Source organism: Streptomyces sp. NPDC101227, assembly GCF_044767545.1.
Lineage (GTDB): Bacteria > Actinomycetota > Actinomycetes > Streptomycetales > Streptomycetaceae > Streptomyces.
In genome coordinates this window covers 244,455-265,135 of the sequence record NZ_JBIWOD010000009.1, presented here as the reverse complement: position 1 = coordinate 265,135, position 20,681 = coordinate 244,455, and the positions used below count along the sequence as shown (strand labels likewise).

Genomic DNA, 20,681 nt, shown 5'->3' with positions numbered 1-20,681 from the left:
AAAGGGCGGCCGGTTTCACGTGAAACCAACCGCCCTCTGTGAACGCCGCAGGTGAGGGCCCCGGCGGGGCCGCCCGGACCGTGCTCAGCCCAGGCCGAGGTCGCCGAGCTGGTAGCCGGTGATGTAGGGAAGGCCCGCCTCGGCGATGGCCGACGCCGCGCCCCGGTCCACGATCGTTGCCACCGCAACGACCTCGGCGCCCGCTTCGCGCGCCGCCTCGACGGCGGTCAGCGGCGAGCCGCCGGTGGTGGAGGTGTCCTCGACGACCAGCACCCGGCGGCCCTTGATGTCCGGACCCTCGATACGGCGCTGCATACCGTGCGCCTTCTGCGCCTTGCGGACGACGAAGGAGTCCAGCCGGCGGCCACGGGCGGCGGACGCGTGCAGCATCGAGGTCGCGACCGGGTCGGCGCCGAGCGTCAGCCCGCCGACCGCGTCGTAGTCCAGGTCCGCGGTGATGTCCAGCATCAGCTGACCGACCAGCGGCGCGGCCTCGCCGTCCAGGGTGATCCGGCGCAGGTCGATGTAGTAGTCGGCTTCCTTGCCGGAGGAAAGCGTCACCTTGCCGTGCACCACGGCCTTGTCCTTGATCTGCTGCAGCAGCGCGCCGCGCACGTCGTCACTCATGGCCACGAGCTTAAGACCACCGGCTCACGACAGCGTCCGCCAGCTCCAGGTCGTGGAGATCTCCAGCGGGTCGATCGGCGTGACCAGGCGCGGCAGCGTATTGAGCCCGTTCGGCGGGCCCGACTGCGGCTCCACGCAGACCGCCGCCTCCTGCTCGTCGTAGATCACGACCCACTCGGCGCGACTGGTCACCGTCAGCCGGAGCCGCCCCGGCCAGGTGAGCGTGACGTCCACGCCCTGCGGCATCCCGAAGCAGTCGTCCCACGGCCCCGGCTTCGGCGGGATCCGGCGGCCGGTCGGAAGGTGGTCCGCGCCCCGCTCCTCCTGCCACTCGGCCTCGAAGTCGACGGTGACGTCCGCGCCGCCGTCCCCCAGATTCCGCAGGAACCACGGGTGCCAGCCGGCCTGTGCCGGAAAGGAGTCGCCGATCGTCTCGATGCCCATGGTCAGGGTGAGCGAGGAGCCGTCCTCGGCGAGCTCGACGAGCTGGGTCACCGTCCCCGGGTACGGCCAGGGGGCGGCCGGATCGGCGAGGTCGTAGGTGAAGGCGGCCGCCGTCGCGCTCGAGCGCGCGGTCCGCCAGCTGAGGCTGCGGCCGGTGCCGTGGATGGCGTGCGGCGCGGCGTTGACCGGCATCTGATGCAGCTCGCCGCCGTTGCGGAAACGGCCGTGGTCGATCCGGCCGCACCACGGAACCATCGGGAAGCTGCCGTAGTGGTCGCCCTGCCGCAGCAGTTCCAGGCCGCCGACGCGGAGGCTGCCGAGGCGGCAGCCGTTGTCCGGATGGACGGTCACTTCGGCGTCCCCTGCGGCCAGTCGTACGCCGTCCGGCCGCGTCCGCGAGGCACTCTGCGTGGTGTTGTCGGTACTCACGGCACGACCCTAACGGTGGGCCCGGGCACGGCGCCGGTGCCCTCGCCGACCGGCCCCGACCTCGCCACCGCGCTCAGCGGCGGCGGCGCAGTACCCGGCCGACGACCACGGCCGAAGCCAGCACCACCGCCGCGGCGGGCGCCGCCCAGCGCAGCGTCGCCGAGGCCGTGTTCACCTCGGGCGGCGGCACCGGCGCATACCGCCCGCGCGGCGGTGCGTGGTCGACCTCTTCGGCGCTGCGCCCGATCATCGTCCGGCGCGCGTGGGCGGCCTCGGCGGGCGCATCGCCGTCGGCATCACCCTCGGCATCGCCGTCGTAGGCATGGTCCGCGTCGCGCGCGCCGCCGCCGTCGAGCGCGGCATCCACGTCATCCACGTCATCCAGTTCATGGACGTCATCGAGGCCATGGACGTCGCCGAGACCGGGCACGTCCCCGTGGTCCGGGGTCTCGCCCCCGTCGTGGGCCTCGTCCGCATCGCTGTGGGGATCGAGCGACGGCGGCGGCACCTCGGTCTCGAAGATCCCCTGCCCCGACGGCTTCCCCGACTGCTCCTCGGACGGTTCCCCGGACGGGGCCGCCACCGGCCGCTGCTCCAGATCCGCCGCCAGGTTCTCCGCGAAGCGGTCGAGGAGACGTCGGCCCGCGGCCTCGGCGGACCGGTCGGTCGCCTCGGCGAGCCGGCCGTCGCCGCGCAGCTCGCCGGAGCAGACCAGGGTCGTCCCGGGAGCGGGCTCGGTGACCGGGGTCAGCCGTACGGTCAGCGTCAGCGCGACCACGCCGTCGCCGCGCGCCTCGGTGGCCTTCGCCTCGAAGACCAACGCGGCGTCCTCGGAAGCGTCCTTGCCGCCCTCGTCGGCGATCGTCAGCGTGCCGCGATAGGTAATGGTGGAGCTGCCGATACGCAGCCGGAGTCGGCCCTCGGGGATGCGCGGGGCCGCATCGGCGTCGAGCTGGACTCCTGGGACGCAGCGCGCCACGCGCTCCGGCTCGGTGAGTGCCTGCCGCACGGTCCCTACGGGAAACGGAACGTACACCTCATGCTCCATGGGATCTGAGCCTACCCAGCGCCTCCCGGAGCAGTGCCCGCCGCGTACAACTTTCTGCGCACCCGCGCCGGACCGGCCCGCGGACCGCCGCCGCGGCGTAGCCTGTGCCGCCCTCACTCCTGATAACGCGGATGCATCAGGGTGGAGGGCACCACGGAGCGGATCCGGCCGGCGGCCGCCCCTTGCTCGTCGGCCCGCAGCGCCTCGCGGGTGACGGAGGCCAGCGGCGGCACGTCCGGTGCCAGGCCCAGCCGGGGCGGGCGCCGCGCGGCCAGCACGAAGCCCCAGAACCTGACCCGGCCCGTCGACCGTGCATCGGCCTCCGGCGCGAGTGGCGTCGGCGGACCTTCCGGCCCGATCAGGCCGACGGCGCGGTCCGGGGCACCGGAGAAGTCGGCGAGCCGCCCCGGGACGCGGTACGGGACGGTCGCCAGCCCCACCGAGCGCATCGTCGCCTCCACCGTCCAGTACGACCGCGGCCGCTGCGCCGGCGCCCCGGCGTGCACCGCCAGCCGCCCGCCGGGGGCCAGCATCCGCGCGACCAGCCCGTAGAACTCCTGCGAATAGAGCTTGGTGCTGGCGGTGATCCCGGGATCGGGGAGGTCGGTGAGGATGACGTCGTACGGCCTCCGCCGCCCTCGGCTTCTCCCCGGCTCCCGCAGCCAGTCGAAGGCGTCCGCCGTCACCGTGTGCACCCGGGGATCGCTCATCGAGTGGTGATTGAGGTTCGAGAGACCGGGGTCCGTGCGGGCCAGCTTCAGGACTCCGGGGTCGAGTTCGACGACGGTGACCGAGCGGACCGCGCGGTAGCGCAGGATCTCGCGGACCGCCAGGCCGTCGCCGCCGCCGAGGACCAGCACCCGGCCGTGCGGGCCGCCCGCCATCGCCGGGTGCACCAGCGCCTCGTGGTAGCGGTACTCGTTGTCCGCGCTGACCCTCAGGCGGCCGTCCAGATACAGCTCGAGCGGGCGGCCGGAACCTTTCCTCCCCCGCCCCGCACCGCCCGCGCCACCCGTGCCGCCGGTGCCGCCGGTCAGCACCACCTCCTGGACGCCGGTCTGCACCGCGACCCGCACCGCCGCGCCGTACACCGCGCGCCGGGCGGCCCGCTCGAAGGACGAGGCCAGCAGCGCGCCGGTGGCCAGCAGCGCGAGCACCAGCACATTGGTCAGGAGCAGCAGCCAGCGCGAACGGGGGCTCAGATCACGGCGGAAGAGCCACAGCACCAGCGCGCCGCCCGCCACCGCATTGACCCCGCCGGTGACCAGCGCACCGGTGAGCTGGCCCAGGCAGGGCAGCAGCAGAAAGGGGAACGCCAGCCCGCCGACTAGCGCGCCCACATAGTCCGCGGCGAAGAGGTCGGCGACCGCGCCGCCCGCGTCCTGGCGGCGCACCCGCTGGATCAGCGTCATCAGCAGCGGCACCTCGGCGCCGATCAGGACCCCGATGGCCAGCGAGAAGCCGACGAGCGCGGAGCGGGACTGGCCGAACCAGGCGAAGCAGGCGTAGAGCGCCATCGCGGAGCCGCCGCCGACCAGCGCGAGGAGCGCCTCGACCGCGCCGAAGCCGACCGCCGCCCGGCAGCGCAGCCGCTTGGCCAGCAGCGCGCCGATGCCCATGGCGAAGACCATGACGGACAGCACGACCGACGCCTGAGTGACGGAGTCGCCGACCAAGTACGTGGCGAGCGCGACCAGTTCGAGCTCGTAGACCAGACCGCAGGCGGCGCAGACGAAGACGACGGCGAGGACGAGCAGCCGGCCGAGCCCGGACGGCACGGGCAGCCGCGCCGGCTCCATGGCCTCCGGCGGCCCGAGCGCCCCGGAGGGGGCGGTATCTGGCGGGTCGATCATGAAACGAACGCTACGTGACGGTTCCGTGCCCTTTTGTCACCCACACGAGTGCACTCTCCGTTCTACACATGATCATTGCCGGCCATGTTGTTGCGCGCGCGGGACGTGTCGCCGACACCCTCATGCACAGGGCATATGTACGCGTCGCGCCCCGGGCCTCGGCTCACCGCACCCACGGCAGCGGTGCGCGACCAGGGGCGGCACGCCCCCCGCCGGACCCGCGCCTAGACGGCCGCGACCGCCGTCCGTACGCCCACCCGTGTGCGGGTGGCCACCAGTCGGCCCTCCTGCGGGTACGCGTGCCAGGTCCGCCAGCGCACCTGGCCGTGCTGACGCTGCGCCAGCATCGCGGTGAACGCATGCGGCGAGCCCGGAAAGGTCCCCGCCAGACCGTGCGGATGCTCGGCGACCAGTGCGAGCAATTCCTGCGCGCGCCCCGCGAAGGAGCCGCGCGACAGCGTCTCGACATGCGCGGCGAATTCGTACTCCCAGTCGCCCAGCCGCTTGGCCACGCCGAGCGGCAGCGGCGTACTGGAGCCCGGCATACAGGCGACGGTCTCGGAACACGTACCGCGCTCCTCTTCGAGAAGCACCTGATGAGAAGCCCCTAGCAGTCTCAACTGCACCTGAGCGTCGTCGAGTTGGAGATCCAGTACCGCCAGGGCCGGCAGGGGTTCCCTGCCCAGGGCCCAGGCGAGGTCGGAGGCACGGGTATCGGTGTACGCCGTTTTCAGGGTGGTGAGCATGGGTCGGCTCCGCAAACACGCAGTGGATGGTGGGCCGGCCCGCCCGAGAAGGATCAGGGATGTACGACTGCCTGCCGGCTCGTGCCCACGTGGGATGCGAGAACTGGGGGATTCTCTAAGGGAGAGGGAATCATGGATGGCAGGTCGACCACAGCCGTTTTACCCATCTTCGATGGGTTTCCATCCCCTAGAGGGCCCCTCAGTTCAGTTGTTCAACACGCAAGCGCCCGGCGGATGTTGACCGTCAGGTCGCGGTCCGCCGGGCGCATATGCGGTCAAGCATGAGCCGTATGCATGTGTGCAGCTGGCGAGGCCCTGGCGGCCGTGGAACGGGCCGCCGGACGCGGTCGGCACGGCCGCCGGAGGGGCACCGCCACGGCCTCGATCGCGGCCGTACGAAGACGGGCCGGGCGCCCCCGCCGCCCCTCGGACCCGTCCCGGCTCAGGAGCCCCCGCCGCCGCAGCCGCCACCACCGCCGCCGCCACCACAGCCACCGCCCCCGCAGGAGGAGCCGCCGCCGCAGCCGCCACCGCCGTGATGCCCGCCGTGATGCCCGCCGGACGATCCGCAGCTGCTGCCCCCACCGCCGGCGGCCCACCAACTACCGCCGCCCGACCGCGAGTACCCGCTCCGCTTGCGGCCGCCGCCACCGCCCCGCGACGCCAGGGACACCAGCCACAACACCACCACGAAGATCACCAGAAAGATCACAAAACCCGTCATCTGCCCCACACCCCTTTCGTTCCCCCGAAGCGGGGGGTACCTCCCACGCCCTTCAGGCAGTGGGGGAGCATCGCCCCGTCCGGCGCCCCGTGCGCCGCTGACCGCCCTCGTCGCCGGCCGTCCATGTCTGTTGTGCGGGACTGATGCCCGGGGCCCTCGGACCCCAAAGCACAGTTGAGGAAGTCCAGAGGTTCGGCGGAGGATGGCGCGCATGGACCGACCGCTGCTCAATCGCCGCCTCGCCGAATTCGGCACCACGATCTTCGCCGAGATGTCCGCACTCGCCGTACGGACCGGCTCCATCAACCTGGGCCAGGGCTTCCCCGACGCCGACGGCCCGGAGGAGGTCAGAGAGGCGGCGGTCCGCGCGCTGCGCGACGGCCGCGGCAACCAGTACCCGCCCGGCCCCGGCATCCCCGAACTGCGCGCCGCCGTCGCCGCCCACCAGCAGCGCTTCTACGGCCACCTCGGCCTGTCCTACGACCCCGACACCGAGGTTCTGGTCACCGCGGGCGCGACGGAGGCGATCGCCGCGTCCCTGCTGGCGCTGCTGGAGCCCGGCGACGAGGTCATCGCCCTGGAGCCGTACTACGACTCCTACGCCGCCTGCATCGCCATGGCCGGCGGCCGCCGCGTCCCCGTCACCCTGCGCCCGGACCCGTCAACCGCCTCCTACCACCTGGACCTCGACGAACTCCGCGACGCCGTCACCGACGACACCCGCCTCATCCTCCTCAACACCCCTCACAACCCCACCGGCACCGTCCTCACCCACGACGAACTCGCCGCCGTCGCCCAGCTGGCCGTGGAGCGCAACCTCCTCGTCATCACCGACGAGGTCTACGAGCACCTGGTCTTCGAGGGCGAGCACACCCCCCTCGCCTCGTTCCCCGGCATGCGGGAGCGCACGGTCACCATCTCCTCCGCCGGCAAGACCTTCGCCTTCACCGGCTGGAAGGTCGGCTGGGTGACGGCCGCCCCCGAGCTGACCGCCGCGGTCCGCTCCGCGAAGCAGTTCCTCACCTACGTCTCCGCCGGCCCCTTCCAGTACGCCGTCGCCGAGGCCCTCGCCCTCCCCGACACGTACTACACGGCCCTGCGCGACGACCTCCGCACCAAGCGCGACATCCTCGCCACCGGCCTCACCGAGGCCGGCTTCCAGGTCTTCCGCCCCTCCGGCACCTACTTCATCACCACCGACATCCGCCCCCTCGGCACCGCCCTGTCCGAAGAGGGCGACGGCTTCGCCTTCTGCCGCGCCCTCCCCGAACGCGCCGGCGTCGTCGCCATCCCCAACGCCGTCTTCTACGACCACAAGGACCAGGGCGCGCCGTACGTCCGCTTCGCGTTCTGTAAGCAGGAGGAGGTCCTGCGGGAGGCGGTCGGGCGGCTGCGGAAGCTCTGAGGCGGTGGGGCCACCGGCGGCACCCTCCCGTTGCGGGTCACCCCGGGAGGCCCGCACACACGGACGCGGGCCCCGGAGCCAGTAGCTCCGGGGCCCGCGCAGCCGGGAAATCGAGGGGCGGGGCTCAGGCCTCGCCGTCCCCCGGCTTGTCGTCGGAGTCGCCTTCGATCTCGGCTTCGAGGCCGAGCTGCTCGACGAGCCACTTGTCGAATTCGATCGAGGCGCGGACCCAGCTGACCGTGCTCGACACAAAGTGTTCGAGCGAGACGCCGGTGCCGATCAGCATCGATGCCTCACCGATCAGACGGACCGTGCCGTCGTCGTGGGTGTGGGTGTAGGCCTTGGGCCACAGGGTCCGGCGGTTCCAGTCGTCGATCGCCTCCAGCAGCTTCGACTTGTCGTCGATGCCGTGGGCGCGGTCGTAGAACGTGCGGACGGAGAAGATCTCCTGCTCCTCCTCACCGCGGAACATGAAGTACGTGCGGAACTGCTCCCACGGGGCGGCGAGGTCACCCTCCTCGTCGACTACGTACTTCAGCTCCATCTGGTCGAGGAGCTGCTTTACCAGGTCCTGGTCAGGCACGACGGGACCATCAGGCCCCGACGGCTCGGGTTCGGGCTGGCCCCCGAAATTCGGAATCGAGGACGGGTCGATGCTCACCGTGGAATTCCCTTCGTATGGTCTCTGCCATCCTCCCCCACATCCGCCCCGTCCTGGCAACCCCAGAGGGTGCGGATGCGGGCAAGGTGTCGGTCAAGCCATGCGATCGCTCCTGGTCAGGCCGCACCCGGCCGGGCCGGCTCCACCGACAGGCGATCACCGTCCACATCGACCCGCACCGTGTCCCCGTCGAGGACCTCGCCCGCCAGGATGGCCCGCGCGAGCTGGTCGCCGATGGCCGTCTGGACCAGGCGGCGCAGCGGCCGGGCGCCGTAGGAGAGGTCCGGGGCCGGGGCGTCGAGGACCGGCTCCTGCCCGAGCCAGGCGAGCCAGGCCAGGGCCCGGTCGGTGACGTCCAGCGTGAGGCGGCGGCCGGCCAGGCGGCGCTGGAGGTGGTCGAGCTGGATCCGGGCGATGCGCTGGAGCTGGTCGGTGCCCAGCGGGTGGAAGACCACCACGTCGTCGAGGCGGTTGAGGAACTCGGGACGGAACGACGCCCGGACCGTCTCCAGCACCTTTTCCCTCCGCTGGTCCTCCTTGAGGAGGGGGTCCATGAGGAAGTTGGAGCCGAGGTTGGAGGTGAGGATGAGGATGGTGTTGCGAAAGTCGACCGTCCGGCCCTGGCCGTCCGTGAGGCGGCCGTCGTCGAGGACCTGGAGGAGGACGTCGAAGACCTCGGTGTGGGCCTTTTCGACCTCGTCCAGGAGGATGACGCTGTAGGGGCGGCGGCGGACGGCCTCCGTGAGCTGGCCACCCTCCTCGTAGCCGACGTAGCCGGGCGGGGCGCCGACCAGACGGGCGACGGAGTGCTTCTCGCCGTACTCCGACATGTCGATCCGGACCATGGCCCGCTCGTCGTCGAAGAGGAAGTCCGCGAGCGCCTTGGCCAGCTCGGTCTTGCCGACGCCGGTCGGGCCGAGGAAGAGGAACGAGCCGGTGGGGCGGTCCGGGTCGGCGATGCCGGCGCGGCTGCGGCGGACCGCGTCGGAGACCGACCGTACGGCCTCGGCCTGACCGATCAGCCGCTTGCCGATCTCGTCCTCCATGCGCAGCAGCTTCTGGGTCTCGCCCTCCAGAAGGCGGCCGGCCGGGATGCCGGTCCAGGAGCCGACCACGTCCGCGATGTCGTCCGGGCCGACCTCCTCCTTGACCATGGACTCCTTGCCGCCCGAGGCGCCCTTGGACGCCTCCTGCTCCGCCTCGGCCGCGGCGGCCTCCTCCAACTCCCGTTCCAGACTGGGGATTTCGCCGTACAGCAGCTTGGAGGCGGTGTCGAAGTCGCCGTCCCGCTGGGCGCGCTCCGCCTGCCCGCGCAGCTCGTCCAGCTTCTCCTTCAGCTCACCGACGCGATTGAGCCCCTGCTTCTCCTTCTCCCAGCGGGCGGTCAGTCCCCGCAGCTCCTCCTCCTTGTCGGCGAGGTCCTTGCGGAGCTTCTCCAGGCGCTGGACGGAGCCGGCGTCGGTTTCGTTCTTGAGGGCCAGCTCCTCCATGCGCAGGCGGTCCACGGCCCGCTGGAGCTCGTCGATCTCGACGGGCGAGGAGTCGATCTCCATGCGGAGCCGGGAGGCGGCCTCGTCGACGAGGTCGATCGCCTTGTCGGGCAGGAAACGGGAGGTGATGTAGCGGTCGGAGAGGGTGGCCGCGGCGACCAGCGCGGAGTCGGCGATCTGCACCTTGTGGTGGGCCTCGTAGCGGCCCTTGAGCCCGCGCAGGATGGCCACCGTGTCCTCGACGGTCGGCTCGGCGACCAGCACCTGCTGGAAGCGGCGCTCGAGCGCCGGGTCCTTCTCGATCCGCTCGCGGTACTCGTCGAGGGTGGTCGCGCCGACCATCCGCAGCTCGCCGCGGGCCAGCATCGGCTTGAGCATGTTGCCCGCGTCCATGGACGAGTCCCCGCCGGCGCCCGCGCCGACGACGGTGTGCAGCTCGTCGATGAACGTGATGATCTGGCCCTCGCTGGACTTGATCTCCGCCAGGACGGTCTTCAGGCGCTCCTCGAACTCGCCGCGGTACTTGGCACCCGCGACCATCGCGCCCAGGTCGAGCGCGACCAGCCGCTTGTTGCGCAGCGACTCGGGGACGTCGCCCTTGACGATGCGCTGCGCCAGCCCCTCGACGACGGCGGTCTTGCCGACGCCGGGCTCACCGATGAGCACCGGGTTGTTCTTCGTACGGCGGGAGAGCACCTGCACCACACGCCGAATCTCATGATCACGACCGATCACCGGGTCGAGCTTGCCCTCGCGGGCGGCCGCCGTGAAGTCCGTACCGAACTTCTCCAGCGCCTTGTACGTGCCCTCCGGGTCGGCGTTGGTCACCCGCTGCCCGCCCCGGCTCGCCTCGAACGCGGCCATCAGCTTCTTGGCGCCGGCGCCCTGCTGCTCCAGCAGCTCGCCGGTGCGGCCGCCCTTGGCGGCGATGCCGATGAGGAGATGCTCGGTGGAGACATAGGCGTCACCGAGATCGCGGGCGCGCTGCGTGGCGTCCGCGATGGCGGACAGCAGGTCGCGGTCCGGCTGCGGTGGCGCGACGGTCGAACCCTGGACGCTGGGCAGCCCGGCCAGCTGACGCTCGGCGCCGTTGCGCAGCGCGGCGGCGTCGGCCTCGACGCTCGCCAGCAGGTCCATGATGTTCTCGTTGTCCTGCCCGGCCAGCAGCGCGAGCAGCAGATGCGCGGACGTCATGTCCGCGTGCCCGGCGGTGACCGCCCGCTCATTGGCGGCGGCCAGCGCCTCCCGGCTCTTGTTGGTCAGCTCGGCATCCACGGCCCGGTGTCCTCCCTGTGTGTTGTTCCGATACGTCTTGCAGGTACCAACGTGCGATAAGTTGAGTCTATTCCACTCAATCTCTGCTGACACGCCCCATCGGGAACCCGTTCGCGTTTTCCGCCGCCGGCGCAACTCCGCGCCACGCTCACGACGAACCACCCCACCCTTGCGCGTGAACGGCCGCGAACGCGTCTTCGCCGGCGGCCGCGCCTCGTGACACTGGCCTTCGACCACAAGGAGGTGCAGCATGACGGCTATGGCACACGAGCCGATGGCTACCGACGAAGAGACCCTCCTGGATTACTTCCTCGCCCTGGAAACCCCCAAGGGCTTCCGGGCCGAGCTGATCGAGGGGGAGATCGTTGTGACGCCACCGCCGGACAACAGGCATGAGCGGTTTTTCAGCAGGATCATCAAGCAGATCTTGGCGAAGTCCGAAACCGACATGGATGTCTCCGGAAACAAGGGGGTGTCGCTGTCCCACGGCGACCTGCCCGCCAAGGACTACGTGATCCCTGATGCCACATTCGTGCCCAGCGAAGCGGATATCTTCGATCTTCCAGGCATGTGGATCCCCAGCTCCGAGATCGCCTTGGTCCTCGAAGTGACCTCAAGCAGCCCGCATAGGGACCGAGTCGAAAAGCGACACTGCTACGCCCGCACTGGAATCCCGCTCTACTTGCTCGCCGATCGAGAGAAGTCAACGATGACGCTGTTCAGCGAGCCTGAAGGCGAGGACTACACCGTGATCCACCGAGTTCCCTTCGGTAAGTCAGTTCCCCTCCCCGCCCCCTTCTCCTTCGACCTCGAGACGACCGACTTCCTCTGACTTTCCCGAACGGCCCGTGAACCCCGAAGGGACGCGGGCCTACCCTTTCCCCCATGGCCCATGACCTCTCCGCCCTCACGCCCGAGTACCTCGCCTTCTGGGGCGAGTACCTGATGCCGACCCTGACCACGCTGCGTACGAACGGGACCCCGCATGTCGTCCCGGTAGGCGTCACTTACGACGCCGGGCAGCGGATCGCGCGGATCATCACGCGCAAGGACAGCGCCAAGGTCAAGAACATCCTCGCCGCCGGGGCCGACGGCGCCACCGTCGCCGTGTGCCAGGTGGACCGCGGCCGCTGGGCGACGCTGGAGGGGATCGCCCGGGTGCGTACGGATGCCGAGTCGGTGGCCGACGCGGTGAACCGGTACGCCGAGCGGTACGGCCGTACGCCGGAGCCGAACCCCGACCGCGTCATGATCGAGATCGCCGTGACCAGGGCGATGGGGCGGGCCTGAGCCCCCTGCGGACCCCGCCCGGGCCTGGCTGAAAACGGACGGTCCGCATCCGGCGTCTTGCGCTCACCTGGTACTCAGGAGAAAGAGAAACGGCAGGCACCGAGCAGGAATGGAATAGTTCCGCACGCAAGCGGACCTTCTCGGCCCTCCTTCGAGCACAAGACGGCAGCTGGAGGCCCGCATGCCGCAGGCGCTGTGCAACGCGACCACCGTCCCCCCGCCGGTTCCCCGCCGCCCGGCACTCGCCCCTCCGCGGCCCCGCGCGGAGCTCTGCCCCCGGTGCGGCGGCCAACTCGCCGTCAACCAGGACGGCTGGAAGATCTGCCACGCCTGCGGCTATGCCTCGCCACCCGGCGCCACCCCTCCACCCCGGGGCGCCTGCGGGGTATCGTCGCCCCCACAGTCGCCACGCCCCGGAGGGCACGATGAACTCGGTCCGAGTGACGGCGATCGCCTGCCTGATGCCGCTGTCCGAGCTGGACGAGGATCCGTTTCTGGTCGACGACCGCAGCCAGCACGACATGTGCAAACAGTGGGCGGCAGCCCGTGATTACCGCCTGACCTGCCGGCTCAGCCTGCACCAGCTGCGCGCCGACCACAGTGCGCTGTGGAGCGATGTCGAAGACGGCCTGGTCGATGTGTTCGTGGCGCCCAACCGCCGGGCGCTGGAGAACGCCATCGACGGGGCCGACGAATTCAGCGCGCGCTGCGCGGCGGCGGGCGTCCGTCTGGAGACCGCCGACCTCGACGAGCCGGTCTACACGCTGGCGATGAAGTCCCATGTGCACCGGCGGCTGTCGATGCCGACGGCGGGGTACAACGGCTGCTGAGGCGCCGAACGCATGACGGAGGGCCGGGGGTTTCACGTGAAACCCCCGGCCCTCCGTCATGCGTTCGGCCATGGCCGCGCCACGCGCGCTACTCGGAGCGCTTGTTGGGCCGCCACACCACCAGCGCGCTGGTCTGCTGCACATCCTGATACGGCACCAGATCGCGGCGGTACGAGGCATGCACCGCCGCCTCCCGCTGCTGCATCGCGCTGGCCGCGCCCTCCAGGGCGCCCTGGAGCTCGGCGACGCGCTGCTGAAGGGCCGCGACCTGGTTCTCCAGCTCGATGATGCGCTTGATGCCGGCGAGGTTGATGCCCTCGTCCTGGGACAACTGCTGCACCGTACGCAGGAGTTCGATGTCCCGGGCCGAATAGCGGCGGCCCCGCCCGGCCGTGCGGTCCGGCGAGACCAGACCCAGCCGGTCGTACTGACGCAGGGTCTGCGGATGCAGGCCCGAGAGCTGGGCCGCGACGGAGATGACGTACACCGGCGACTCTTCGGTCAGTTCATACGGGTTACGACGCTGCCCGCCCCGGCTGTCCATCTCAAGCTCCCTTCGCGGCCTGGAACAGCTCCGCCCGCGGGTCGGATCCCACGGTCGCCTCTCGATAGCTCTCCAGCGATTCCTTCGCCTTGTCGCTCAGGTCACCGGGAACCTGTACCTCGATGGTGACCAGCAGATCGCCGCGGGTGCCGTCCTTACGGGCGGCGCCCTTGCCCCGGGCCCGCATGGTGCGTCCGTTGGGAGTGCCGGCCGGCAGCTTGAGCGTGACCGGCGGGCCGCCCAGCGTCGGCACCTTGACCTCGCCGCCCAGCGCGGCCTCCGGGAAGGTGACCGGCACCGTGATGGTGAGGTTGTCGCCCTTGCGGCCGAAGACCGGGTGGGCGTGGACATGCACGACGACATAGAGATCGCCCGCCGGGCCGCCCTGCTCGCCCGGTCCGCCCTTGCCGCGCAGCCGGATGCGCTGCCCGTCGGAGACGCCCGCGGGGATGCGTACCTGCATGGTGCGGGCGCTCGTCGCGCGTCCGCTGCCCTTGCAGACCTCGCAGGCATCCTGGGCGATCAGGCCCCGGCCCTTGCAGTCGGCACACGGGTCGGTGAGCGAGAAGCCGCCGCCCGCGCCCCGGCTGACCTGGCCGGTGCCGACACAGGTCGGACAGACCCGAGGCGTACCGTTTTTGTCGCCGGTGCCCGCACACGACTTGCACGGCTCCTTGCTGGACATCCGCAGCGGGACCGTGGCCCCGTCGACCGCCTCGGTGAAGCTCAGCGTCACCTCGGACTCGATGTCCTGGCCGCGCCGCGGGTGCGTACGGGTGCCCGCGCCGCCCCGGTTGAACAGGCCGCCGAAGACGTCCCCGAGGCCGCCGCCGAAGCCGCCGCCCCCCTGGCCGCCGCCCTGGGAACCTCCGAAGAGGTCGCCCAGGTCGAAGTTGAAGCTGCCGCCGCCGGCGCCGGGACCGGGCCGGAACCCGCCGTTGCCGAACAGCGCGCGCGCCTCGTCGTACTCCTTGCGGCGCTTGGGGTCGCCCAGGACGTCGTTGGCCTCGGAGATCTGCTTGAAGCGCTCTTCGGCCTTGTCGTCGCCCTTGTTGGCGTCCGGGTGGTTCTCGCGGGCGAGCTTGCGGTACGCCTTCTTGATTTCCGCTTCGGTGGCGTCCTTCGGGACGCCGAGGACCTTGTAGTAGTCCTTCTCAACGAAGTCCTTGGTGCTCATCCTCGACGTCCCTCCTTCCGCGCGATTTCCTTGTGTGTCCTCACGTCAGCCCTCTTCCGGGCCACCGCTCTCCTCGTCCGAGGCCTTGGCGCCCTTGGCGTCGTCCTCGGATCCGGACTTGGCGCTCTGCGCGCCCGGCTGCGGCTCGGCGACGGCGACCCGCGCGGGGCGGATCGTTCGCTCACCGATGCGATACCCGGGCTGCAGGATCGCCACGCACGTGGTCTCCGTGACATCCGGTGCGTACGAATGCATCAGTGCCTCGTGGATCGTCGGGTCGAAGGGCTCGCCCTCCTTACCGAACTGGGTCAGACCCAGCTTGGCGACCACGGCCTCCAGCGATTCGGCCACCGACTTGAAACCACCGACCAGTTCGCCGTGCTCGCGGGCACGGCCGATGTCGTCGAGGGTGGGCAGGAGCTCGGACAGGACACTCGCCGAGGCGATCTCCTTGACCGTGATCCGGTCCCGTTCCACCCGACGGCGGTAGTTCTGGTACTCGGCCTGGAGCCGCTGGAGGTCCGCCGTGCGCTCGTTGAGCGCCGAACGGGCCTGGTCCAGCTGCGCCGTCACGGCCACGTCCTGGGTGCTTTCGTTGGCGTCCCCGGCCGGGGCCGAGCCCGCCTTGTCGGCGGACCCGGCCTCCTGCGCCGCGTCTTCGGGAGCGGCGGAGGTGGGCCCCTCCGCGCCGGCGGGCGTGGAGGGAGGGACGTCAGGCTTCTCGTCGAAGCCCGGGGTCTCCTCCGTCACGCGGCACCGTCCTTCTTGGGCTTCTCGTCGTCGACGATCTCGGCGTCCACGACGTCGTCGGCGGCCTCGGCCTGCTCACCGGCGGGGGCGCCCTCGGCGCCACCGGCGGCCTGCGCGGCCTGGGCGTCGGCGTACATGGCCTGGCCCAGCTTCTGCGAGACGGCCGCGACCTTCTCGGTGGCGGTGCGGATCTCGGCCGTGTCCTCGCCCTTGAGCTTCTCCTTCAGCTCGCCGACGGCGGTCTCGACCTCGGTCTTCACCTCACCGGGGACCTTGTCCTCGTTGTCCTTGAGGAACTTCTCGGTCTGGTAGACCAGCTGCTCGCCCTGGTTGCGGGCCTCGGCGGCCTCGCGGCGCTTGTGGTCCTCGTCCGCGTACTGCTCGGCCTCCTGGCGCATGCGGTCGACCTCGTCCTTCGGCAGCGAGGAGCCGCCGGTGACGGTCATCTTCTGCTCCTTGCCCGTGCCCAGGTCCTTGGCGGTCACGTGCATGATGCCGTTGGCGTCGATGTCGAAGGACACCTCGATCTGCGGGACGCCACGCGGGGCCGGCGGCAGGCCGGTCAGCTCGAACATCCCGAGCTTCTTGTTGTACGCCGCGATCTCGCGCTCGCCCTGGTAGACCTGGATCTGCACGGACGGCTGGTTGTCCTCGGCCGTCGTGAAGATCTCGGACCGCTTGGTCGGGATCGTGGTGTTGCGCTCGATGAGCTTGGTCATGATGCCGCCCTTGGTCTCGATACCGAGGGACAGCGGGGTGACGTCCAGCAGGAGGACGTCCTTGACGTCACCCTTGAGGACACCGGCCTGGAGGGTGGCGCCCATGGCCACGACCTCGTCCGGGTTGACGCCCTTGTTGGCTTCCTTGCCGCCGGTCAGCTCCTTGACGAGCTCGGCGACGGCCGGCATACGGGTCGAACCGCCGACCAGGACCACGTGGTCGATCTCGGACAGGTTGATACCCGCGTCCTTGATGACGTTGTGGAACGGCGTCTTGCAGCGCTCCAGGAGGTCCGCGGTCAGCTGCTGGAACTGCGCCCGGGTGAGCTTCTCGTCCAGGTGGAGCGGGCCCTCGGCGGAGGCGGTGATGTAGGGCAGGTTGATCGAGGTCTCGGTGGACGAGGACAGCTCGATCTTCGCCTTCTCAGCGGCCTCACGCAGGCGCTGGAGGGCCATCTTGTCCTTGGACAGGTCGACGCCGTGGCCGTTGCTGAACTGCTTGACCAGGTACTCGACGATGCGCTGGTCCCAGTCGTCACCACCGAGGTGGTTGTCACCGTTGGTGGCCTTCACCTCGACGACGCCGTCGCCGATCTCCAGCAGCGAGACGTCGAAGGTGCCGCCACCGAGGTCGAAGACCAGAATGGTCTGGTCTTCCTTCTCGAGGCCGTAGGCCAGGGCGGCCGCCGTCGGCTCGTTGACGATGCGCAGGACGTTCAGGCCCGCGATCTCGCCGGCCTCCTTGGTGGCCTGACGCTCGGAGTCGTTGAAGTAGGCAGGAACGGTGATGACCGCGTCCGTGACCTTCTCACCCAGGTACGACTCGGCGTCGCGCTTGAGCTTCTGCAGGATGAAGGCGCTCATCTGCTGCGGGTTGAAGCCCTTGCTGTCGATGTCGATCTTCCAGTCGGTGCCCATGTGGCGCTTGACCGACCGGATGGTCCTGTCGACGTTGGTGACCGCCTGGCGCTTCGCGACCTCGCCGACCAGCACCTCGCCGTTCTTGGCGAAGGCGACAACGGACGGCGTGGTCCTGGCGCCCTCGGCGTTGGTGATGACGGTGGGCTCACCGCCTTCGAGAACACTGACGACGGAGTTCGTCGTGCCCAGGTCGATGCCGACCGCACGTGCCATTTCAATTCCTCCAGCTGACTTGAGTGGAACAGGCTCAAGAGTGCAACACGGAAGAAAACCTGTCAACAGAGCTGAGTCGAGGGCACTCAAGTTTTATACGATGGTTATCCTCACCAGCGCGTATGCAAGGACGCCGGCGCGCCGGAAAGGGTTCCACGACGACCGATGCGGGCCTGAGGGTTGCCTTCGCGACACAGATCACCGGCCGAGCGGCTTCATGGGGCGGCGGATACTGGGTACTCTCAGCGCAGACCTGAAAAGTTACCGCTTAGTAATCGCAGTAATCCCCAGTAGTTCCCCGCTCTCGCAGGCCCGAGGAGCCATCCATGCAACTCGCCGCGATCATCGTGTCGCTGGTCCTCATCGTGGTGGGCGTCGCACTGTTCGTCCGAGCCATCGCACAGATCTACCGCTATGTGAAGCTCGGCCAGCCCGTGCCCGCCGGCTCCCGGACCAACGACCCCACGCAGCGCACCGTCACCGTGGTCAAGGAGTTCCTCGGCCACACCCGCATGAACCGCTGGGGCGTCGTCGGAGTGGCGCACTGGTTCGTGGCGGTGGGCTTCTTCTCGCTGCTGCTGACGATCGTCAACGCCATCGGCCAGCTCTTCAAGGCCGACTGGCTCCTGCCGATCATCGGTGAGTGGACGCCGTACAACGTCTTCGTCGAGTTCCTCGGCACCATGACGACGCTCGGCATCCTGACCCTGATCGTCATCCGGCAGATGTCCAAGCCGAACAAGCCGGGCCGCAAGTCCCGCTTCGCCGGCTCCAACTTCCGCCAGGCGTACTTCGTCGAAGCCGTCATCCTCATCGTCGGCATCTGCATCTTCATGCTGCACGCCCTGGAAGGCGCCCAGCACCACGTCGACGGCTACGAGGGCTCGTTCTTCATCTCGTACCCGGTCGTCTCGTGGCTGGAGGGCATGGACGTCGCCACGCTCCAGAACCTCACGTACTTCTTCGCCGGCCTGAAGATCGCGACGTCCTTCATCTGGATGATCACGGTCGCCCTCAAGACCGACATGGGCGTGGCCTGGCACCGCTTCCTGGCCTTCCCCAACATCTGGTTCAAGCGCGAGTCGTCCGGTGACGTGGCGCTCGGCGCGCTGCTGCCGATGACCAGCGAGGGCAAGGCGATCGACTTCGAGGACCCGGGCGAGGACGACCAGTTCGGCGTCTCGCAGGTCGAGCACTTCTCCTGGAAGGGCCTGCTCGACTTCTCCACCTGCACCGAGTGCGGCCGCTGCCAGTCGCAGTGCCCCGCCTGGAACACCGGCAAGCCGCTCTCCCCCAAGCTGCTGATCATGGCGCTGCGGGACCACGCGCACGCCAAGGCCCCCTACCTGCTCGCGGGCGGCGGCAAGGACGCCGAGGGCGAGGAGAAGGCGACCGCCGAGCAGCTCGCCGACGTCCCGGCGGCTGCCCTGGCCGAGGCCGAGCGCCCGCTGATCGGCACCCTCGAAGAGAACGGCGTCATCGACCCGGACGTGCTGTGGTCCTGCACCACCTGCGGCGCCTGCGTCGAGCAGTGCCCGGTGGACATCGAGCACGTCGACCACATCGTCGACATGCGCCGCTACCAGGTCATGATCGAGTCCAGCTTCCCCAGCGAGGCCGGCACGATGCTGAAGAACCTGGAGAAGAAGGGCAACCCCTGGGGTCTGGCCAAGAAGCAGCGCCTCGCCTGGACCAAGGAAGTCGACTTCGAGATCCCGGTCGTCGGCAAGGACATCGAGGACCTCACCGAGGTCGAGTACCTGTACTGGGTCGGCTGCGCGGGCGCCCTGGAGGACCGGGCGAAGAAGACCACCAAGGCCTTCGCCGAGCTGCTGCACATCGCGGGCGTGAAGTTCGCGATCATGGGCGGCGACGAGGCCTGCACCGGTGACTCGGCCCGCCGCCTCGGCAACGAGTTCCTGTTCCAGCAGCTCGGCCAGCAGAACGTCGAATCGCTGAACATGGCCTTCGGCGAGGACAGCGAGGACGAGTCGACGAAGAAGCCCAAGTCGTCGAAGAAGATCGTCGCCACCTGCCCGCACTGCTTCAACACCATCGCGAACGAGTACCCCCAGCTGGGCGGCGAGTTCGAGGTCATCCACCACACGCAGCTGCTGCAGCACCTCATCGACGAGGGCAAGCTCATCCCCGTCACCCCGGTCGAGGGTCTGATCACGTACCACGACCCCTGCTACCTGGGCCGCCACAACAAGGTCTACACGCCGCCGCGCGAGATCATCGCCAAGGTGCCGGGCCTGCGGAACGAGGAGATGCACCGCCACAAGGAGCGCGGCTTCTGCTGCGGCGCCGGTGGTGCCCGGATGTGGATGGAAGAGCGCATCGGCAAGCGCATCAACAACGAGCGCGTCGACGAGGCCCTCTCCCTCAACCCGGACATCGTCTCCACCGCCTGCCCCTTCTGCCTCGTCATGCTGACCGACTCGGTCAACGGCAAGAAGAACGACGGCAAGGCGAAGGAGTCCATCCAGGTCGTCGACGTCGCCCAGCTCCTGCTGGACTCCGTCAAGACCCCGGTCGACCCGTCGGGCGACGCGGAGTCCGAGGACGCGCCGGAGCCCGAGCCGGTGAAGTAGCGCCGCTCGCCCTTCGACCTACGGCCGGTCCCGCTCGCTGCGGGGCCGGCCGTCGGCGTTTCCCGCCCCGGCGGGCGGAACCCGCGGCGCCGCTTCGCCCTCTTGCCGCACGTCATGCCTACGCACCACACCGCCCCGCCGCGCGCCCGCCTCCTGGCCCTCCCCCTCCTGGCCGCCCTCCTCGCGGGCTGCGCCGCCCCGGCGCCACCCCGGGCAGATGGCCCGCTCCCCTTCGTCGGCGTCCTCACCAGCGACAACGACCACTGGTGCACGGCGAGCGTCATCGACAGCCCCGGCCGCAGCCTGCTCGCCACCGCCGCCCACTGCGTCTACTTCCACGAGGACGATGAAGCGGACGGCTACGACCCGGGCCCGTTCAAGGGCGATCTGCGCTTCGCCCCCGGGTTCTCCGGAGCCGGCTCCGCCTCCCGCGCCGCCCGCCACCCGTACGGCACCTGGAAGGTCACGTCCCTCCACATCCCCACCCTGTGGACGGACGACAACGACGACCGGGGCGACTACGCCTTCCTGACCGTCGCCCCCGACAAGCACGGCCGCCGCCTCCAGGACGTCGTCGGCGCCGCCGCCCCCGACTGGTCCTCGCCCCCGCGCCGCCGCGTCACCGTCGTCGGCTACCCCAACGAGGACCACAACCCCCGCAACCGCCCCGTCTCCTGCACCACCCGCACCCGCCGCGACCCCGACGAGCCCTACATGATCCACATGGAATGCCCCGGCTTCTGGCCCGGCACCAGTGGCGGCCCCTGGCTCGCGGACCACCGCGACGCGGCCCGGCCCGGCCGGCTCATCGGCGTCCTGAGCGGCGGCGACACCGACCACGAGTCGGTCGCGGTGCTCTTCGACCGGCGGGCGCGGGCGCTGTACGAACGGGCGGTACGGGGGCGGGGCGGCCGCACCGTACAGGGCTGAGGCGGCGCCGG

18 protein-coding genes are annotated in these 20,681 nt (G+C 70.2%); 6 read left to right on the top strand and 12 right to left on the bottom strand.

From position 1 onward, the window contains the following. Nucleotides 1–84: 84 nt before the first annotated feature. The 6 genes from pyrE to ACIRPT_RS22915 all read right to left on the bottom strand — a co-directional run bounded on the left by pyrE (nt 85) and on the right by ACIRPT_RS22915 (nt 5,871). Nucleotides 85–627: an orotate phosphoribosyltransferase gene (gene pyrE, locus ACIRPT_RS22940; protein ID WP_403500391.1), complete on the bottom strand. Its 543-nt coding sequence runs from the start codon at nt 625–627 to the stop codon at nt 85–87. Between the two features lie 24 nt (nt 628–651). Further along, nucleotides 652–1,500, bottom strand: coding sequence for an aldose 1-epimerase (locus ACIRPT_RS22935; RefSeq protein ID WP_403829875.1), 849 nt, complete (start codon nt 1,498–1,500; stop codon nt 652–654). A 73-nt stretch (nt 1,501–1,573) separates the two neighbouring features. Then, entirely contained in the window at nt 1,574–2,548 is a 975-nt protein-coding gene (locus ACIRPT_RS22930; protein WP_403829873.1) for a carbon monoxide dehydrogenase subunit G, read from the bottom strand. Nucleotides 2,549–2,661: 113 nt separating this feature from the next. Further along, nucleotides 2,662–4,401, bottom strand: coding sequence for a polyamine aminopropyltransferase (locus ACIRPT_RS22925; RefSeq protein WP_403829871.1), 1,740 nt, complete (start codon nt 4,399–4,401; stop codon nt 2,662–2,664). A gap of 224 nt (nt 4,402–4,625) precedes the next feature. Next, nucleotides 4,626–5,147: a DUF2617 family protein gene (locus ACIRPT_RS22920; RefSeq protein WP_403500380.1), complete on the bottom strand. Its 522-nt coding sequence runs from the start codon at nt 5,145–5,147 to the stop codon at nt 4,626–4,628. A gap of 442 nt (nt 5,148–5,589) precedes the next feature. Then, the gene (locus tag ACIRPT_RS22915) at nt 5,590–5,871 is read right to left on the bottom strand and encodes a hypothetical protein (RefSeq protein WP_403829868.1); all 282 of its coding nucleotides are present in this window, start codon (nt 5,869–5,871) and stop codon (nt 5,590–5,592) included. A 211-nt stretch (nt 5,872–6,082) separates the two neighbouring features. Here ACIRPT_RS22915 and ACIRPT_RS22910 point away from each other — a divergent pair, with 211 nt between their 5' ends. Next, nucleotides 6,083–7,276, top strand: a complete 1,194-nt coding sequence (locus ACIRPT_RS22910) for a pyridoxal phosphate-dependent aminotransferase (RefSeq protein ID WP_403829866.1) — start codon at nt 6,083–6,085, stop codon at nt 7,274–7,276. Between the two features lie 124 nt (nt 7,277–7,400). Here ACIRPT_RS22910 and ACIRPT_RS22905 read toward each other — a convergent pair whose 3' ends face one another. Together ACIRPT_RS22905 and clpB are read right to left on the bottom strand one after the other, a co-directional pair. Beyond that, nucleotides 7,401–7,937: a YbjN domain-containing protein gene (locus ACIRPT_RS22905; protein ID WP_403829863.1), complete on the bottom strand. Its 537-nt coding sequence runs from the start codon at nt 7,935–7,937 to the stop codon at nt 7,401–7,403. A 116-nt stretch (nt 7,938–8,053) separates the two neighbouring features. Beyond that, nucleotides 8,054–10,702 (bottom strand): ATP-dependent chaperone ClpB, encoded by a 2,649-nt coding sequence (gene clpB / locus ACIRPT_RS22900; protein ID WP_403829861.1) that lies wholly within the window; start codon nt 10,700–10,702, stop codon nt 8,054–8,056. Nucleotides 10,703–10,952: 250 nt separating this feature from the next. Here clpB and ACIRPT_RS22895 point away from each other — a divergent pair, with 250 nt between their 5' ends. From ACIRPT_RS22895 to ACIRPT_RS22885, 3 genes are all read left to right on the top strand, one after another. Beyond that, complete coding sequence (locus ACIRPT_RS22895) at nt 10,953–11,534, top strand: Uma2 family endonuclease (protein WP_403829858.1); 582 nt, start codon at nt 10,953–10,955, stop codon at nt 11,532–11,534. Between the two features lie 53 nt (nt 11,535–11,587). After that, on the top strand, nt 11,588–11,992 hold the full coding sequence (locus tag ACIRPT_RS22890; RefSeq protein ID WP_403829856.1) for a pyridoxamine 5'-phosphate oxidase family protein: 405 nt from the start codon (nt 11,588–11,590) through the stop codon (nt 11,990–11,992). Nucleotides 11,993–12,417: 425 nt separating this feature from the next. Next, nucleotides 12,418–12,822 (top strand): hypothetical protein, encoded by a 405-nt coding sequence (locus ACIRPT_RS22885; protein WP_403500360.1) that lies wholly within the window; start codon nt 12,418–12,420, stop codon nt 12,820–12,822. 88 nt (nt 12,823–12,910) lie between these two features. Here ACIRPT_RS22885 and ACIRPT_RS22880 read toward each other — a convergent pair whose 3' ends face one another. The 4 genes from ACIRPT_RS22880 to dnaK are packed head-to-tail and all read right to left on the bottom strand — an operon-like array spanning nt 12,911 to nt 17,146. Further along, nucleotides 12,911–13,366: a heat shock protein transcriptional repressor HspR gene (locus ACIRPT_RS22880; RefSeq protein ID WP_403500357.1), complete on the bottom strand. Its 456-nt coding sequence runs from the start codon at nt 13,364–13,366 to the stop codon at nt 12,911–12,913. Between the two features lies 1 nt (nt 13,367). Continuing rightward, complete coding sequence (gene dnaJ / locus ACIRPT_RS22875; protein WP_403829853.1) at nt 13,368–14,543, bottom strand: molecular chaperone DnaJ; 1,176 nt, start codon at nt 14,541–14,543, stop codon at nt 13,368–13,370. A 45-nt stretch (nt 14,544–14,588) separates the two neighbouring features. Continuing rightward, entirely contained in the window at nt 14,589–15,293 is a 705-nt protein-coding gene (gene grpE, locus ACIRPT_RS22870) for a nucleotide exchange factor GrpE (RefSeq protein ID WP_403829851.1), read from the bottom strand. Then, nucleotides 15,290–17,146, bottom strand: a complete 1,857-nt coding sequence (gene dnaK, locus ACIRPT_RS22865) for a molecular chaperone DnaK (RefSeq protein ID WP_403500349.1) — start codon at nt 17,144–17,146, stop codon at nt 15,290–15,292. The genes grpE and dnaK overlap by 4 nt, the downstream gene beginning before the upstream one ends. A gap of 326 nt (nt 17,147–17,472) precedes the next feature. Here dnaK and ACIRPT_RS22860 point away from each other — a divergent pair, with 326 nt between their 5' ends. Beyond that, a complete protein-coding gene (locus ACIRPT_RS22860; RefSeq protein WP_403829849.1) occupies nt 17,473–19,740 on the top strand; it encodes a (Fe-S)-binding protein in 2,268 nt (755 codons plus the stop codon). A gap of 114 nt (nt 19,741–19,854) precedes the next feature. Then, nucleotides 19,855–20,670: a trypsin-like serine peptidase gene (locus ACIRPT_RS22855; RefSeq protein ID WP_403829846.1), complete on the top strand. Its 816-nt coding sequence runs from the start codon at nt 19,855–19,857 to the stop codon at nt 20,668–20,670. Nucleotides 20,671–20,681: the final 11 nt, after the last annotated feature.